Raw genomic sequence first — 16,369 nt, forward strand, 5'->3', positions numbered from 1 at the left:
GGCAAACATGATGTGGATGGAGTGAGGGTAGTGGTTACAGCCATTGGGTGGACGTAAAAAAAGAAAGAGTATTTTTCGTTCAACATGTATTCCGCCCACCTCTGTAACCAGGCAACCAAAGTTTAGAAGTGTGTCAAAAAAACCTTTGCCTCTCAGACGTGCATTATCGTTGTTTCCGCGTGTACGCTGGCCAATGCAGATTCACGGGGAAGAGGCCCACAGAACATGTTCAAGATGGGCAGGACGGTTTGTTACTATACGGATGATCTTCTTGATTGGCTGGAGAAAACCAAAAAAATATAGGTTATAAATTTTATTGATTGATCAGTCATATTAGTATAAGTAATGATTTATTCTATCAATTAACCTTAACCCTTCAAAAGGGAGTTTTCAAGTGGTGTTCATGTCTTGGGAATGTGGTAACTATTATGGATGGCCCTTGCCACAGATTCTGAACCTTGATGATGGTCTGAAAAGAGAAAAAATATAAGCACAAGCCCGTTCCTGCCTTTGATGGTGGGGATGGGTTTTTTGTTGTAGTTTAAAATAATCATGTGCATGACAAAAAAAACAAATTCGAAAATTTACACCGGGGGTGCTTATGTTCAAGATTTTACCAATTGTCATGATTTTTACTTTTTTGTTGATGAATTGTGCACTGGCAACTACTAAAACTACTGTTGAGTGGAGAAATGAAGCCATTGCTTTAGAAGTGAAAGAGGACTGGCAGGGTGTTATTAATCATGCTTTGGATTGGACAAAAGCTGTACCTGATGATGATATGGCTTGGTTCCAGTTAGGGTTTGGCTATATTCAATTAGGTCGCTTTTCTCAGTCAATATTCGCTTACCAAAGAGCCTTAAAGATCAACCCACATCTTGCTGAAGCCTGGCACGGCCTTGGGAGTGCTTATTTAGAAACAGAGCAATATTTACAGGCAAGAGACGCAAACCAAAAAGCCCTGGAAATTATCCCAGAAGATGTTGGTGCCTGGATCAATTTGGGGCTTGCTTCTAAGTAACTACAATCTTTTTGCTAATAAAATCAGACGCTTATAATTATCACAATTTTAAGATTTTTACATATGATTGATTATCAATTGCCAGAAAAATTCCGTCAAAGATGGGAACTTTGCGCCTGGCACAGGGACTGTCCCTCGCTGTGTAAATTTTGTCATTAAAGCCAATTTCTTCCAGGGACCAATGCAGCATCAAACTTTTTAATAGTACCTCGCGGGGACTGTCCCAATTTCCAGAAAAGTGACAGACTCTTAAAGTTACTCACACGTTCGGTCCCGGTCCGCCCGGGTGAGGAGCTTCTAAGTAACTACAATCTTTTTGCTAATTCTGAAAATGGCCTGGGTAAGCAGAAAACGCTACTTGCAGAACTGCTCAACAAAAACCAGCTTTACGTCAATCTTTCTGAAATTGAGGACAAGAACTTTAATGTCAGTGAGGAAGATAACAAGCTGAACAGGCTGTTTTTCCGGGGAGCAGAGTAATGCCCGTAAAGTTCTTATATGATGAACTGGATGCTGTATCCAGAATGGGATTTTTGAACAAAGAGATACCTGATTATCTCAAAGATAATCTCAACCCCAGGTTTGAGCTGCGGCCATATCAGGATGAGGCCTTTGCACGATTTTTTTACTGTCTGAACAGTGATTTTCCAGGTAAGGACTATCCGCTGCATCTTCTATTCAACATGGCCACTGGAAGCGGCAAGACTCTTATCATGGCCGGATTGATCCTGTACCTGTATGAACGGGGTTACAGGAATTTTCTGTTTTTTGTTAACTCCACCAACATTATTGAGAAGACTAAGGAAAATTTTCTCAATCCGAGGTCTTCAAAGTTCTTGTTTAACGAAGATATTCGCTTTGGCACCTCAAGAGTAAACATCTCCCAGGCAATCAATTTTGAGGACGTAAATGACAGTGATATTAACATCTGCTTTACTACCACCCAAAAACTGCACTCCGACCTGACCACTGAAAAAGAAAATTCCATCACATACGAGGACTTCAGGCATAAAAAGATAGTGTTATTATCTGATGAAGCTCATCACATGAATGTCAGCACCACGACAGGAAAAATGCTGGCTGTGAGCTGGGAAAACACAGTTGAGCGCATCTTCAGACAGAATGAAGACAATATTCTGTTAGAATTTACCGCCACTTTGGATTATACTCAGAGAAATATTGTCAACAAATACCGCCATAAGGTTATTTACCGCTATGATTTGCGCCAGTTTCAGGATAGCTATTCTTTTATGTGGGATGCTTACGAAGACACAATATTTTCTTTGCTTATGTCCGAAGTAAAACAACTTGAAGGACATATCGCCCAGGCGATTTGGTTTCAGACAGGTGATGGTATTGACTGGCTGGTTGAAAACGAGAACAGCCCTAATGTTTTTTATGATGAAAGCTCAATTGCCAATCATATTATGAACGAATACGTTCTGACTGCTGCTGATGATTGGTCAAATGAACGAATACGGAAATATCTTGATGGCTATTGGGAATAGCTTAATCCCGCATATTTTACTTTAATCAATTTTTTGGCCTTGGGTATTTACCTACTTCTGATTTTTCTTTTTGGACTTGATGTATTCTCTCATCTCGAGCAGTGCCTGTTCCGCTTCTTTCTGAAGAGAAGCGACGTAAGAGGCCGTGGCATCCTTTTCCGTCTGTGATAGGGCAGGTTCCTTTTCTGAGTCATGTTGTTGGGGGGAACTTCAGATTCAGATGTTCATGCAGCATCTTTAAAGTTTGAGGAGTTTTATGTTGGGGTTGTGGCTGGCGGGCGGTGATCTGGAGCTGGCCGGATATGACGGAGAAGTAAAAAAAATGAATCTGGAGTTGACATCTGTCAACCATGAGTATACTTTATGGCTCGAAACAGCGCATATTACAGCTTAGGAAAAGTAAAAAGCCTTGTTAAGTCAGGTAATTGCTCTATTAACTCAAAGGCCAGAGTGACTGCACGTAATGATTTTGGGTGGGATTTTTCAGACATAACCAATGCCATTTTAAAGCTCCAACACAGTCACTACTACAAGACAGAAAAAAAATATGACGATCCCAGTGTTTTCGTTGATTATTACAGGGCAAACAATTTAATGGGAGAAAATGTATACATACATTTTCGAGTAGAAAATGATTGTCTGGTAATTTGCAGCTTTAAGGAGATTTAATATGAAATGCCATCTTTGTGGGGAAAAATTAATTTCTCAAACAGGAACTCTTCAACTGCCAAGCAAGATACTCTCAGATATAACTTTAAATAATGTTCTTTTTTTCAAATGTGAGCATTGTGAAGAGGTTGTTTTGCCTAGTGAAACTTGGAAAATAGCTGATAATGAAGAAAAAAAACAGATAGAAGATTGCCTAAAGAACCTGCCTGTCAAGGACTTTATTGGTGCATCAAAAGCATCCTCAATTCTTGAGATATCCAGGCAGGCATTGCATAAACATCGCCGGATACGAAGGGGGTTTATTTATTCTATTTTGCATGAAGATAAAATACTCTACCATGAAAAATCTGTCAGACTATACAAGCAAAAAGGTGATGGCAGGTTTCCCCTGTCTCCAAGGAAAAGTTTCTTTAAAAAACCAATAAAATATTTCTCACCCTCAGTCAGTAACAAGATTTCCATCGATTTTTTTAATAGTTATAGTAGCCATGACATTACGAGCCAATGGGGTATCATTAAAAATAAATCAACTAAGTCGTTAGGGTATACATATGTCCAATAAAAACGATCAAGATAGCCAGACCATTCAATTACATTTAAACAACAACAATAAAACTTTGTGGGTTGATCAACTTACAATAGCAGTTCGTGATGATGGTTTGTGTTTAGCAAGAATGTTTACCCGCCTACCAGAGGGCAATTTTGAACAATTCCGTTTTGTTACCAGTGAAGATAAACTGAAAGATTTCGTTAAAGCTCTATGCTCAGCTACAAACTACTATCCCAAAAAGCCACCCAAAGAATAATCAACAAAATAGTATAACCCCCAACCCCGCTTCGGCGGGGTTTTTTTGTTGGTGAGGGTGGTGCGGTGGTAAGGTTGATAAAGGGGGCATTGATGCACTTTGAGGCTTCCCCCTCAGAAAATGAAGCCAAAGAAGACCGTTTAAGGTCCTTCAAAATCATTTTATGACCTTGAGTGTTACCATAACTCTTAGGGCGTTAATTTGGGCATGGTGTGCGTTTTTCTGGCCACTGTTACCAGAGAACTGGCCAACAGCATAAATGAAACGGCACTCCTGGGGATAGGGTGAGTGAAAGGCAATTATAAGGTAGGGCTTATAAAATGTGTTGCAACAGCACGTTAAAAATTGAATAAAATCAGGCGTTTGTCACTGAATGGCAACTGAATTGGTTTTGAACGTAAGTATCTGATTTTAATATATAGTTACAGAATCATTGCAACACCCTTTTATAGTCATGAAAATTTTATTCCCACGAATCATGAAAATAACCACCAACAAAAAGAAAAAGCTCCGGCTGCTCCCGGGGGCAGGGTAAGTGATGAACATTTATGGGGATGAGTTAGGGATAAAGAGGGTTCGCTTAAAAGGAGCAATGCTCCAAATAACCATGAACCACAAAAAAAAAGATGGGATGATCAACTAAGGGCAGGACAAGAAGGGGTAAAGATTCTATTTTCAGATTTCCTGAAAATTACCGTCAATCCATTCCATAAAATCAGAAGAAACCCCGGACCACAACCAAACTCCATCCAGGCATGAACAACCAGGATATACCCACCCGCCACACCCTAAGAACTAAGGAAAAGCACAAAGAATCTTTTCCCGCTCACCTCCCCGGAAAGAGAGACAAGAGACATCTTCTGTCAATTCTTATCCTTTTCTTGATGGATCACCGGAACATATCTGTAATGAATTTTTGACAATAAAATAACGTATGAAAATAAAGATGGTTGGACAGGGGCTGGACAAAATTAAAATATGGGGATTATGCAAATAAAAAAAGGGTTCTTAGAAATCTCTGAAAACCCTTGTAAATTCTATGGTGCCGGAGGAGAGACTCGAACTCTCATGACCGTAAGGCCGCGGGATTTTGAGTCCCGTGCGTCTACCAATTTCACCACTCCGGCAGAACTTGTTCTCATATTACTTTCATATTTATCAGTCAAGAATTTTATTATCGATAACCACTCAATTTATCTGTCAGTGTCTCACAGGGCAGTCAGAAAACAATCCGGAGAGTGACTTTAATGGATAGACCTTTTTTGGAAATTGTGAGAAACCCCGCACTGAAACATTAAAAAGACTGATACTGCATTGACAATCTCAAAACTTCAAAAGATACTTTGACAATATACTATATTTATAACTACAGAGAAACATACACATTAACCAACAGGTGAAATCTTTTTTAACTTTTACCCAAAGCTTTTGAGAGGCTTAGACCTTTTAACTGCTAAGCTGCCTTTAGTAACTTTTTAAAAATACCCAAATTATTTAACTGTTTTGTAGTACTAAGGCGGGCTGTGTCCAGAACCCAATTTAAACAAGAATAGTTAAGTTTGGGCGATAACCTTACTTTTCAGGCTGAAGGCTGAAGGCTGAAGAATAAGGATCTTGGGCATCATTGCTCTTTCAAGATTAAATAAATTTCCTGTTTTTTTCTAAAGGATTGAAACGGTAAGTTACTAAGCTTTTTCCGCGACCTTGCACGGAAAAAGTGACCCCTTCGGGGCAGCTTCAGCTAAACCTATGAATGACGGATTGAGCACGGGGACTGGCTCTTCCGGCATTTATTTTTCTAATTTGTTTCTTGCTCAATAAAAAATAAGTGCCGGGGTGCCTGTCCCCACAAACATGAAAGCAAGGATTTTTTAACAACAAAAATGTTTGTTTGAAATTTCCACTAAGCGCCTAATATTGTGATATTTTTATGGAAAATAAATTTGCTGTAGATGTTGGACTGAATATTTGGATAGATGTTAAAAATGAAACTGTTTTTTGTCAGGGCCGGGCACTTTTGCTTGAAAGGATCAGAGAGCATGGTTCATTGCGCAAGGCAGCCAAAAGTCTCAAAATGTCCTACAGGGCTGCCTGGGGCAAGCTCAAACAAACTCAGGAGGTTCTTGGTTGCGAACTGGTTACTCTTAGTTCTTCCAGGCCCAAATGTTATAAGTTGACAGCTGAAGGCGAGAAAATTCTAATCCAGTATCTGTCATGGCGACAACTGGTAGAAAATTTAGCAGCATCAGAATCTTCTCAGCTAAAATCCCTTCTTGAGGAACTTATTAAAGCTTCCCATCAATAGACTTTCCTTCACAAATTTGTGCTCTATTCTTTTGCATGGAGCATAAATCAACACCATCAGATGTTTATGCTAAATTAAGCATAGATTTACAACCTTCATGTTTATGCTATTGCTATAAGTATTGTAACGCTCCGGCAACACGCTGCCCGGTTGTGTATGCTTGTTCAGAATCTGAAAGTGTCAGATAACTTATAGCCATGGAGGTTTTTTTATGAAAAGAATGATTATTTTGTTAGTTCTCGCTGGTTTTATTTTTGCTGGAATCACTCCCTGTCAAGCTCAGGACAAAGTCATTACCATGAGCACCACTACAAGCACTGAAGCTTCAGGACTGCTGGATTATCTGCTTCCTGAATTCAAGAAAGATACCGGCATTACTGTCCGGGTTATGTCCAAAGGAACAGGAGCAGCGCTTCGCGACGGCATGGACGGCAATGCTGATGTTGTTTTTGTGCATGATGTAGTCAGAGAAAATAAGTTTGTTGAAGAAGGTTATGGAACCAAGCGTTATTATGTCATGTATAACGATTTTATCATTGTTGGTCCTGAAGCTGATCCTGCTGGAATCAGGGATGCTTCAGATGCAGTTGCGGCCATGATGCGCATAGCTTCTGCCAAAGCACCTTTTGTATCCAGAGGTGATGACAGCGGAACTCATGGCAGAGAAAAACAGCTGTGGCAGAAAACAGGACTTGCCCTCACAGATGCAATGTCTCCGGCAGATGGCTCAGGCTGGTATTTTTCCATTGGCCAGGGCATGGGCGCTGCGCTTTTGTTTGCTGAAGAAATGAACGGATATGTTCTGGCGGACAGGGGAACCTACCTGCACTACAAGCTTGGCAGGCAGGAAACATATGAACTGGGTATTGCCTATGAAGGCGGAGACATGCTTCAAAACCCTTATGGTGTGATTCCAGTGAATCCTGAAATGCATCCCCACGTTAAGTATGATCTGGCCAGAACTTTTGCTCAGTGGCTTGTTTCTGAAAGAGGCCAGGAAGTGATTGGTTCTTATCAGCTTCATGGACAGCCCCTGTTTTTTCCAGATGCCAAATAAGAGCTCATGGATTTTTTAAGTCAGAGCCTTGTTGAGGCCTTCAAAATGCTCTGGTCTCTTGACCCTGAGCTGTATTATATTGTTTACATTTCGCTATATGTAAGCTTTTTTTCTACCATTGTGGCCTCGGTGCTGGGTGTGCCCCTGGGCTTTATCATTGCTGTCAATGAGTTCATGGGCAAAAGAGGGGTTATTACTGTGCTTAATACCCTCCTTGCCCTGCCTACCGTGGTTATTGGCCTTTTTGTTTACGCTTTCCTGTCCAGAAGGGGCATGCTGGGTCATCTGGGGCTTCTTTATACCCCGGCCGCTATTATAGTTGGCCAGGTGATCCTGATACTGCCCTGGGTCACCACCTTTACCCTGTCCGCAGTCAGCCGAATTGATGAACGTTACCGAAGAACTGCCCTGACACTTGGAGCAGCACCTTTGCAGGCATCACTGGCCATTGCCAGGGAAGCCAGATTCGGGATCCTGGCAGCCATTATTGCTGCCTTCGGCCGGGTAATTGCTGAAATTGGTATAGCCATGATGCTGGGCGGAAATATCAAGGGGTTTACCCGGACCATGACCACGGCCATGGCCTTAGAGCATAATAAAGGAGAGTTCGTTCTCGCAGTGGCCCTGGGTGTGGTTCTGCTGTTAGTCAGCCTGATGATGAATATTTTTCTGCAGGTGGTTCAAGGCCGGTACGGAGGGAACCGGTGACCCTTTACGAGTTAAAAGATTTGAAACAGGTTTTTGAGGGCCGCACTGTTCTTGATCTTGAGCACCTTCAGCTTGACCAGGGGGGGAGCTATGCCCTGCTTGGACCTAATGGATGCGGCAAGACAACTCTTTTGCATATCCTTGCTTTCTTGAGAGCACCTTTTTCAGGCCGTGTGTTTTTTAAGGGTGAGCAGGTGCTGTGGAGGGAAAAATATCTTTATCCTCTCAGACGCAAGGTAGTGCTTGTGGATCAGCATCCCATCATGTTCAGCACTACAGTTTTGAAAAATGTTGAATATGGTTTGAAAATGAGGGGAATATCCAAAGAAAAAAGATACAGGCTGGCTATGGAAAGTATCGAGCGAGTCGGTATGAAGGATTTTGCTCCCAGGCCGGCGCATATGCTTTCCGGGGGCGAAACTCAGAGAATTGCCATAGCCCGGGCCATGGCCTGCCAGCCTGAAGTCATGCTTTTTGACGAGCCTACAGCAAGCGTGGATGTTGAAAATCAGGCTCTCATTGAAAAGGTTGTCCGGGATATCCAGAAGGAACTGGGAATATCCATTATATTTTCAACCCATAAGCGGTTAGAAGCAGCCAGGCTCAGCCAGGATAAAATATTTATGTTTGAAGGAAAGCTGAGCGGCCCAGGGGGCGAGAACCTTCTGTCCGGTCATGTTGTCCAGGATAATGGTCAGCAGGTTTGTGTTCTTAGGGATCAGGTCAAAGTCAAGGTCAAGGCAGGGATAAGCGGGAAATGCAGAGTTTTTGTCAGACCGGAAAAGGTTCTGATGTACAGCTTATCTCAGGCCAAAGCCCTGTCTGACCAGAAACTTTATGCCGCAAGCATCCAGCAGATGACTGCAGAAGGAGAGTATATCAAGGTCCTGCTGGATATGGGATTTCCCCTCAGGACCATTTTGACCCGGAAGCAGGTTGCAGATAAACAGGTCATGGTGGGTGATGAAGTTATGATTGGTTTTGATGAAGATGCTTTGGAAATCAGTCTTTAACTGCTCATAAAAGGAATTAATGATGACAAAAATAAGATTAAGTTTGGTTTCTGCATTGATGTGAGTAACTTAAAAAATGGCCTTAGCAACAGTATAAAAATTTGGGCGTAAAATAGCCTGTTTCGGGTGACCAGTGTACAAATTTCGCTGCAGGTTTAATGATGATACGGATGCCCCTGGATGATTGTCCTGGCACGGTATATCTGCTCCATTAGCACGATTGCCGCAAGTTCATGAGGCATGGTCATGGGCCCAAGGCTTAGTATAAAATCAGCGTGTTGCCTGACCTGGTCCCATAACCCGTATGAGCCTCCGATAATAAAACAGGGTGTTTTACCTGGAAGTTCATCCCAGGTTTGCATTTTCTGAGCAAACTTGCAGGATGTGAGTTCTTTACCTTTTTCATCAAGAACTATGAGTAAATCGTGCGGGGTAACTTTTTTTAACAAAGTCCTTCCTTCTGTTTCAGCTCTAAGCAGAGCATCACCTGATCTGGCATCTTTGATCACAATCAGGCTGATATCAATATAGTGCCTTGACTTTTTTAGATAATAATCAAAAGCTTCAGCTCTAAAACCTTTTCTGATTTTGCCTGTAAGAATGATCTTTATACCCGGCAAACATCTGCTCCTTTCTTAATGATGGGTGCAATGGAAGCAAGGTCAGGACAAATGGTTATCCCGGAATCGTGCATGGCCTGCAGCTTTGATTTTATTCCTCCACCAGCAGGGTCAAGAATTGCTCCGGCATGGCCCAGCCTTTTTCCCGGAGGAGCGGTCTGACCAGCAATAAAGCCGAACACTGGCCTGCCAAATCCGCTTTCAAGCAATTTACGGCCCAAGTCTTCTTCAGCTGTACCTCCAATCTCCCCAAGAATAAGCAAAGCCTTGCATTGATCATCATTATACAGATATTCACAAATATCATTAAAATCCTGCCCAACAAAAGGGTCACCACCAATACCTACGCACAGACGCTGACCTATGTTTTCCTGGGTCAACCTGTGAACACACTCATAAGTAAGAGTGCCGCTTCGGGAAAGAACAGCCACAGAACCAGGAGTAAAAATTGACCCCGGCATAATACCTATTTTAGTCTGTCCGGGAATTATAAGACCTGGCGTATTTGGCCCAATGAGTCTGGAACCGGATCGTTTTAAAACAGGCAAAATCCTGATCATGTCATGTTGTGGAATACCTTCAGTAATACACACTATCCAGGGTATTGAGCATGCTGCGGCTTCCAGTATGGCATCCACAGCAAATCTTGCCGGCACGAAGATTATGGACGCTTCAATATCATGTTCTTTGACCGCAGAAGATACAGTATTATAGACAGGGATACCCAAAGCATCAGTGCCGCCTTTAAACGGAGTCACTCCAGCGACAATATTGGTGCCATATCCCAGCATTTCCCGTGTGTGCATCAGGCCTTCTCTCCCTGTAATTCCTTGAACCAGTACTTTAGATTTTTTATGAAGAGGAAAAGTAATCAGCTGATCATGCTGGCAAGAAGGCATGGAGGATGCATCAACGGGAAACTCAATGCGATTAAATTGCAAATCTTTGACAGGATCAGGGTTTAGTTTTTTTAGTTCTTCCACTGCAAGAGAAAGTTCATTAACTGCAAAAATATTATCTGCTTTAAGACCGGCAATCAGCTCCATGGCCTCTTCTGCCTTAAACCCTGAGAATCTTACTATAATGGGCTTGGGTGGTGTCTTCCCCTTTAATGCTCCAGCAAGGGCGCCTGCAACCTTTTCACAGGATAAAATGCCGCCGAAAATGTTGATGAATATGGTAGTGGCCGACTGATTATGAAATAGAATATCCAGAGCTTTGCCAATTCTTTCCTGATCAGCACCACCTCCCAGGTCAAGAAAGTTGGCCACAGGAAGATTGGAAAAGTTCAGCAGGTCCATGGTGGCCATGGCCAGACCTGCTCCATTGACCATTAGCCCCACAAAACCATTGAGATTGTGATAGCTGAGACCGGCCTGCCTGGCGCTGACTTCTTCCGGGCTATAGTGTTCCGGATTGTAATAGTCATTAAGCTCCTTGTGCAGATCAACAAAATTATCGTCAATTTCAATCTTTCCATCCAGGGCAACTAATTCATTATTTGAATTAATGACAAGAGGGTTAATTTCAGCAAGAAGCAAATGATTTTCCTGTACAGCTTTAAACAGGTTTTTAACCAGTTCAATCCACTGTGCAAGCAGCCCTTTTGCTGGTTTAATATGAAAAAATCCCTGTCTGATGTGGAAATCCTGAAGCCCCAAAAGGGGATCGATTTCCATGATCATGAGGTTGTCTGGTCCGGATGACTCAATGTCTACACCACCTTCCCGGCCGATGGTCAGAGCATACTTGCCTGTGGAGCGTATCACGGTAAAAGATAAATATATTTCCTGGTCAATATGGGATGCAGGTTCAATGCGTACAAAAGGAACCGGTTCGTCCTTAATGCTCATTCCCAGAATGTCGCGTGCTGCCATGCTCAGCTCTTCAGAGGAATGAACGATTTTAATACCACCGGCCTTGCCACGACCACCACTCAATACCTGAGCCTTGACGACAGCAGGCAGACTAAATGATGGAGTATAATCCTCAAGGGTGTCCTTTTGCACAAGATCTCCTTGTGGAGTGGGAATATTATATTTTGCAAACAATAATTTACTTTGATGTTCATTGAGCTTCATTCTTAATTCCTTTTAGAGCCAAAGTTTACAGTCTTGTGAGTTAAACGTTATAAGCGCTTCATCTAAGTGATCCGGGCAACGAACCTGCGAGTAATTGAAAATGAGTCTTTGTTAAGGTTGTGTGACATCAACCTTATGAAATAATTGACATAAAAATATAGTTACTTAGAAACACTGTTCTTCCAGATCAACAAGATCAAAATAAACCTCCCGGCGCCTGGCCAGGGTCACATTGCTTCCGTCCACAAGTACCTCGGCTCCCCTTGGTCTGGAATTATACTGGGATGACATGGTAAAGCCATATGCTCCTGCTGAAAAAACAGCCAGCAATTCATCCTGGTTTACTTCTCTTATTTCTCTATCCTGGGCAAGGAAATCACCAGTTTCACAAATGGGACCCACAACATCAGCCTTTTGGAGTGGAGCGTCTTTCTGAGTAACGCAGTCAATTCTGTGGAAGGAACCATAAAGGGAAGGCCTGACCAGGTCATTCATGGCTGCATCCACAATAATAAAATTTTTGGATGGTGATTTTTTTGTATAAAGGACTCTGGTTATTAAAATGCCGGCATTCCCTGCAATGACCCGCCCTGGTTCTAATATCAATTTCAGCTTCATGCCCTGGAGGTTTTCTTTAACTGCTTTTCCAAATGCGCTTGGATGAGGTGGAGATTCTTCATTGTAAGTAATGCCCAGTCCTCCACCCAGATCCAGATATTTAATCTCAATGCCCATATCCATAAGTTCGGCATGAAAGGATTTAATTCGGTTGAGGGCTTCAATAAATGGTTCAATGGAGGTAAGTTGGGAGCCAATATGACAGTCTATACCCACAGGGTCGATATTGGGAAGTTTTTGAGCCAGTTTGTATGATTCCATAGCCTGCTCAATATCCAGACCGAATTTGTTTTTTTTAAGACCTGTAGATATGTAGGGATGTGTCTGGGGATCAACGTCAGGATTAATGCGTAAACTGATGCGGGCAGTGGCTTCCATTTCGACTGCCACCTGGTTAATTTTTTCCAGTTCCTGTTTGGATTCAACGTTGAACATGAGAATATCTGACAGCAGTGCTTCTCTTATTTCATGCTCTCTTTTACCTACCCCGGAATATACAATTTTGGAAGGATCAACTCCTGCCTTAAGAGTTCTGAACAATTCTCCACCAGAGACAATATCCATTCCTGAACCCATTTCTGAAAGCATTTTGAGAATGCACAGGTTTGAATTGGCCTTGACAGAATAGCATGTCAGGTGATCGATGCCGTCAAATGCGGAATCAAATGCCTCGTAATGTCTTTTAAATGTTTTAGATGAATAGATGTACAAGGGTGTGTCATATTTTTTGACCAGGTCCCGCACTTTGACATCTTCAGCAAATAATTCACCTTCTCTAAATTCAAAGTAATGCATAGCAACTCCGGTTATGGCTTTGGGTATATGATATCTGAAACACTTGAAACAGTGTCCCTGATCATGGGATATATATTGACTGCCCGCAATCTTGCCCGGTAATACAAATCAGGATTGAGTCCGCACTGACGGATGCTCACCTTCGAACCATCCATAGTCAATCCTTTAGAATCCCTTTGAAATGCAAAAGTATCCGTTACAAGAAAAGGGCAGGCCGGGCAAGGTTCGTCCGAACCCTCAATTTCTAACAGGATAAGAGACAGATTTCTGATATTGCCGTCAATCAGTGCTTGAATATTCAGGCAACCATGGGAAAATTCATGATTTGAAATGGAAATGGTGAACTTTTCAGCCGAGTCATCGGGTTCCGGCCATTCCTTTTTTCCACATCCTGTAACTGCTGCAAGCAAGCAAAAAGTAAAAAGTATTAATGTAAAACACTTCAGAACTTTGAAACAAAGGCAGCGGGGGATCAAGCTATCTACAAGATACCAGTATGAGTTGATTTTCATTTTTTCTCCTGCATGCTCTTCCATTGATGCAAGGTATTCAAAGCCTGCATGGGTGTAAGTGAATTGAGATCAAGTCTGGAAAGCTGTAAACTCAGATCATGGCTGTTTTCCTGCACCTGATTTTGCAGTGGTTTGGTCAAGGCAGGATCAAGAGGCTTTTTTGTTTCAACGACAATCTTTTTTTTGTCTCGCTGTCTTTCCAGTGAAGTAAGGACCTCTCTTGCCCGGGAGACAACCCTCGGCGGAACTCCGGCCAGTCTTGCCACTTCAATCCCATAACTTTTGTCTGCCGGACCTGGAATTAGCTTACGCAAAAAAACAATATCTTCTTTCCATTCTTTGACGGCAATATTGAAGTTGCGCAGACATTGGATTTTTTTTTCCAGAGAGGTTAGTTCATGATAATGAGTGGCAAACAGAGTTCTAATTCCTCCATACCTGCCAGTTAAATCTTCAACAACTGCCCAGGCCAGTGCCAGACCGTCAAAAGTACTGGTGCCCCGCCCGATTTCATCCAGAATGATTAAACTTCTTTTGGTGGCCTGGCGAAGAATCCTGGCGGTTTCAGTCATCTCCACCATAAAGGTGCTCTGTCCCATGGCCAGATTGTCTGAAGCTCCGACTCTGGAGAAGACACGGTCGCATAACCCAATGGAAGCTCTGGCAGCCGGAACAAAAGAGCCCATTTGAGCCAGAATGCAGATTATGGCTACCTTGCGCAAAACAGTCGACTTACCAGCCATATTGGGGCCGGTAATAAGCAGTACCTTAGAATGATCATCCATGTTCAAATCATTGGGTACATAGTTGGCCCTGCCTTGAATGGTTTCAATAACAGGGTGTCTTCCTGCCTTGATATAGATTTGTAATTCGCTGTTAAGTTCAGGCTTAACCCAGTCAAGTCTTCTGGCAGTTTCAGCAAGCCCCTGCCAGAAATCAATGCGAGCCAGGACCGTGGCCATTGATTTGATTCTTTTATTATGACCTGCTGTAAATTCTCTTACTTCATTGAAAAGGTCATACTCCCTGGCCTTTCTTTTATCTGAAGCACTAAGAAGTATTTCTTCAAGCTCTTTCAGATCGGCAGTGACATATCTTTCTCCGGACACCAGAGTCTGGCGCCTTTCAAAGTGATCCGGAGCCTTAAGTCCCGAGGCCTTGGAAAGTTCAAAGTAATGACCAAATACACGGTTGTAACCTAATTTGAGTTTGGGCAGATTATGTTGGGACTGTTCTCTGCGCAAGAGTTCCTGCAGCTTTCCCTGTCCATGATCTGTAAGTTCAATAAGCTCATCTAGTTCGTGGCTGTAGCCTTTTTTAAAAATTCCTCCTTCTGTAATGATGTTTGGAGGGGGATCTTTTATGGCGTTTTGTAAAGTCAGACACAGATCATGGAGATCATCCCACTGCTGCAAAAGTTTCTGAAGCAGGGCAGGGTGGTGGTCCTTATCTTCCATGAGTATGGATTTGATATGAGGCAGTATCTGAAGTGATCTGGACAGAAACAAAAGATCTTTGGGAGTGCACCGGTTCAGAGTTACCCGGGTGGACAGTCTTTCAAGATCAAAGGTGTTTTGCAGTTCTTTTCTTAGACGGGTGCGTGTCTGGTCCCGGGCTAAGAAAAAATCAACCATATTCTGATTGTCACGGATGATATTAAGATCCTTCCAGGGTGCAGTGAGGCACTTTTCCAGATAACGCCCACCCATGGGTGTAATGGTTCTGTCTAAGGAATGTATCAGCGTGCCCGGACCTTTGTCACCAGAAAGAGTTCTGAGTATTTCTAAGTTTCTCAGGGTGACATCGTCTAACTGCAAAAATCCGGCAGGATTCAAAGGCTTAAAGGGTGCCATGTGTCCCAGCTCACCTTTATGGGTCTGAATCAGATACATAAGTATGGCTCCGCAGATACGGACAAGTTCGGGCTTGTCTGTCAGATCCAGTACATCAAGTGATGCAGCCCCCTGATCTTTGAGGACTAAATCCGTGGCGGAACGCTGATCAAAGTATGAAGAGGCAGGAACAAAATTAAACCTGTCACGCAGTCGGCCGTGGATGGGAGGAATGCTGAATCCATCCGGTGCTATAATCTCTGACGGCTGTATCTTATATATCCATTGCCATATCTGATCCTGCCCGGATAATTCAAGGCCTGTCCATTCTCCAGTGGAAAAATCCGCCCAGCATATTGCGCCATGATTTTTTTTATGATTCCAGTACAGGGCGCTAAGGTAATTATTCTCCTTGGCTGAGAGGGTATGTTCCTCCACGACTGTGCCTGGAGTAAGAATGCGGGTTACGGCTCTTTTGACAAGTCCTTTGGCCGACCTGGGGTCTTCCACCTGGTCGCAGATGGCCACCTTGTAGCCTTTTTCAAGAAGCTGCCTCAGATATTCGTCACAGGAATGATGCGGCACTCCGCACATGGGAATTTTATGCTCAGAATTGGGATTTCTCGAAGTCAGCGCAATCTGCAGCTGTCGGGCAGCAATTTCCGCATCTTCAAAAAAAAGCTCGTAAAAATCTCCCATACGAAAAAAAAGCAGTGTACCAGGATTTTCCTGCTTTATCCGCAAATATTGCTCAAGCATGGGAGTAAGCTTTATGTTGGATGGTATATTGAATTTCTTCCTGGAAGAGGGCATTACAGAACCTG

The 16,369-nt window shown here is 42.8% G+C and carries 15 protein-coding genes and 1 tRNA gene; 10 read left to right on the top strand and 6 right to left on the bottom strand.

The features are described from left to right. The first annotated feature begins 601 nt into the window (after window positions 1-601). From LZ23_RS02295 to LZ23_RS02315, 6 genes are all read left to right on the top strand, one after another. Complete coding sequence (locus LZ23_RS02295; RefSeq protein WP_045211260.1) at window positions 602-1,021, top strand: tetratricopeptide repeat protein; 420 nt, start codon at window positions 602-604, stop codon at window positions 1,019-1,021. Between the two features lie 479 nt (window positions 1,022-1,500). Then, window positions 1,501-2,529: a DEAD/DEAH box helicase family protein gene (locus LZ23_RS02300; protein WP_045211262.1), complete on the top strand. Its 1,029-nt coding sequence runs from the start codon at window positions 1,501-1,503 to the stop codon at window positions 2,527-2,529. 256 nt (window positions 2,530-2,785) lie between these two features. Then, entirely contained in the window at window positions 2,786-2,923 is a 138-nt protein-coding gene (locus tag LZ23_RS23870) for a hypothetical protein (RefSeq protein WP_157493082.1), read from the top strand. Beyond that, a complete protein-coding gene (locus tag LZ23_RS02305) occupies window positions 2,893-3,198 on the top strand; it encodes a type II toxin-antitoxin system MqsR family toxin (RefSeq protein ID WP_045211263.1) in 306 nt (101 codons plus the stop codon). Before LZ23_RS23870 ends, LZ23_RS02305 begins: the two co-directional genes overlap by 31 nt. Window position 3,199: 1 nt before the next feature. After that, window positions 3,200-3,760, top strand: coding sequence for a hypothetical protein (locus tag LZ23_RS02310; protein WP_045211265.1), 561 nt, complete (start codon window positions 3,200-3,202; stop codon window positions 3,758-3,760). Further along, window positions 3,750-4,004 carry a hypothetical protein gene (locus tag LZ23_RS02315; protein ID WP_045211266.1) on the top strand — a complete coding sequence of 85 codons (255 nt, stop codon included), beginning with the start codon at window positions 3,750-3,752 and terminating at the stop codon, window positions 4,002-4,004. The genes LZ23_RS02310 and LZ23_RS02315 overlap by 11 nt, the downstream gene beginning before the upstream one ends. A gap of 1,040 nt (window positions 4,005-5,044) precedes the next feature. Here LZ23_RS02315 and LZ23_RS02320 read toward each other — a convergent pair. Next, window positions 5,045-5,131, bottom strand: a tRNA-Leu gene (locus tag LZ23_RS02320). 803 nt (window positions 5,132-5,934) lie between these two features. On the opposite strand from LZ23_RS02320, the gene LZ23_RS02325 reads away from it, so the two are divergent. From LZ23_RS02325 to LZ23_RS22140, 4 genes are all read left to right on the top strand, one after another. Then, window positions 5,935-6,309, top strand: coding sequence for a winged helix-turn-helix domain-containing protein (locus LZ23_RS02325; protein ID WP_045211268.1), 375 nt, complete (start codon window positions 5,935-5,937; stop codon window positions 6,307-6,309). 211 nt (window positions 6,310-6,520) lie between these two features. Next, window positions 6,521-7,366, top strand: a complete 846-nt coding sequence (locus tag LZ23_RS02330; protein WP_045211270.1) for an ABC transporter substrate-binding protein — start codon at window positions 6,521-6,523, stop codon at window positions 7,364-7,366. Window positions 7,367-7,372: 6 nt separating this feature from the next. Further along, window positions 7,373-8,074: an ABC transporter permease gene (locus LZ23_RS02335; protein ID WP_045211272.1), complete on the top strand. Its 702-nt coding sequence runs from the start codon at window positions 7,373-7,375 to the stop codon at window positions 8,072-8,074. Continuing rightward, complete coding sequence (locus LZ23_RS22140) at window positions 8,071-9,087, top strand: ABC transporter ATP-binding protein (RefSeq protein WP_052507044.1); 1,017 nt, start codon at window positions 8,071-8,073, stop codon at window positions 9,085-9,087. The genes LZ23_RS02335 and LZ23_RS22140 overlap by 4 nt, the downstream gene beginning before the upstream one ends. Before the next feature lie 155 nt (window positions 9,088-9,242). Here the strand turns inward: LZ23_RS22140 and LZ23_RS02345 are convergent, their stop codons facing one another. From LZ23_RS02345 to mutS, 5 genes are all read right to left on the bottom strand, one after another. Continuing rightward, window positions 9,243-9,707, bottom strand: coding sequence for a 23S rRNA (pseudouridine(1915)-N(3))-methyltransferase RlmH (locus LZ23_RS02345; protein ID WP_045211273.1), 465 nt, complete (start codon window positions 9,705-9,707; stop codon window positions 9,243-9,245). Next, a complete protein-coding gene (sucD, locus tag LZ23_RS02350; RefSeq protein WP_045211275.1) occupies window positions 9,695-11,788 on the bottom strand; it encodes a succinate--CoA ligase subunit alpha in 2,094 nt (697 codons plus the stop codon). Before sucD ends, LZ23_RS02345 begins: the two co-directional genes overlap by 13 nt. Window positions 11,789-11,953: 165 nt before the next feature. Continuing rightward, the gene (lysA, locus tag LZ23_RS02355) at window positions 11,954-13,201 is read right to left on the bottom strand and encodes a diaminopimelate decarboxylase (protein WP_045211277.1); all 1,248 of its coding nucleotides are present in this window, start codon (window positions 13,199-13,201) and stop codon (window positions 11,954-11,956) included. An 11-nt stretch (window positions 13,202-13,212) separates the two neighbouring features. Further along, window positions 13,213-13,713 (bottom strand): hypothetical protein, encoded by a 501-nt coding sequence (locus LZ23_RS22145; RefSeq protein ID WP_052507045.1) that lies wholly within the window; start codon window positions 13,711-13,713, stop codon window positions 13,213-13,215. After that, window positions 13,710-16,358 carry a DNA mismatch repair protein MutS gene (mutS, locus tag LZ23_RS02365; protein ID WP_232300368.1) on the bottom strand — a complete coding sequence of 883 codons (2,649 nt, stop codon included), beginning with the start codon at window positions 16,356-16,358 and terminating at the stop codon, window positions 13,710-13,712. Before mutS ends, LZ23_RS22145 begins: the two co-directional genes overlap by 4 nt. Window positions 16,359-16,369: the final 11 nt, after the last annotated feature.

The organism is Desulfonatronovibrio magnus, assembly GCF_000934755.1.
Taxonomy (GTDB): domain Bacteria; phylum Desulfobacterota; class Desulfovibrionia; order Desulfovibrionales; family Desulfonatronovibrionaceae; genus Desulfonatronovibrio; species Desulfonatronovibrio magnus.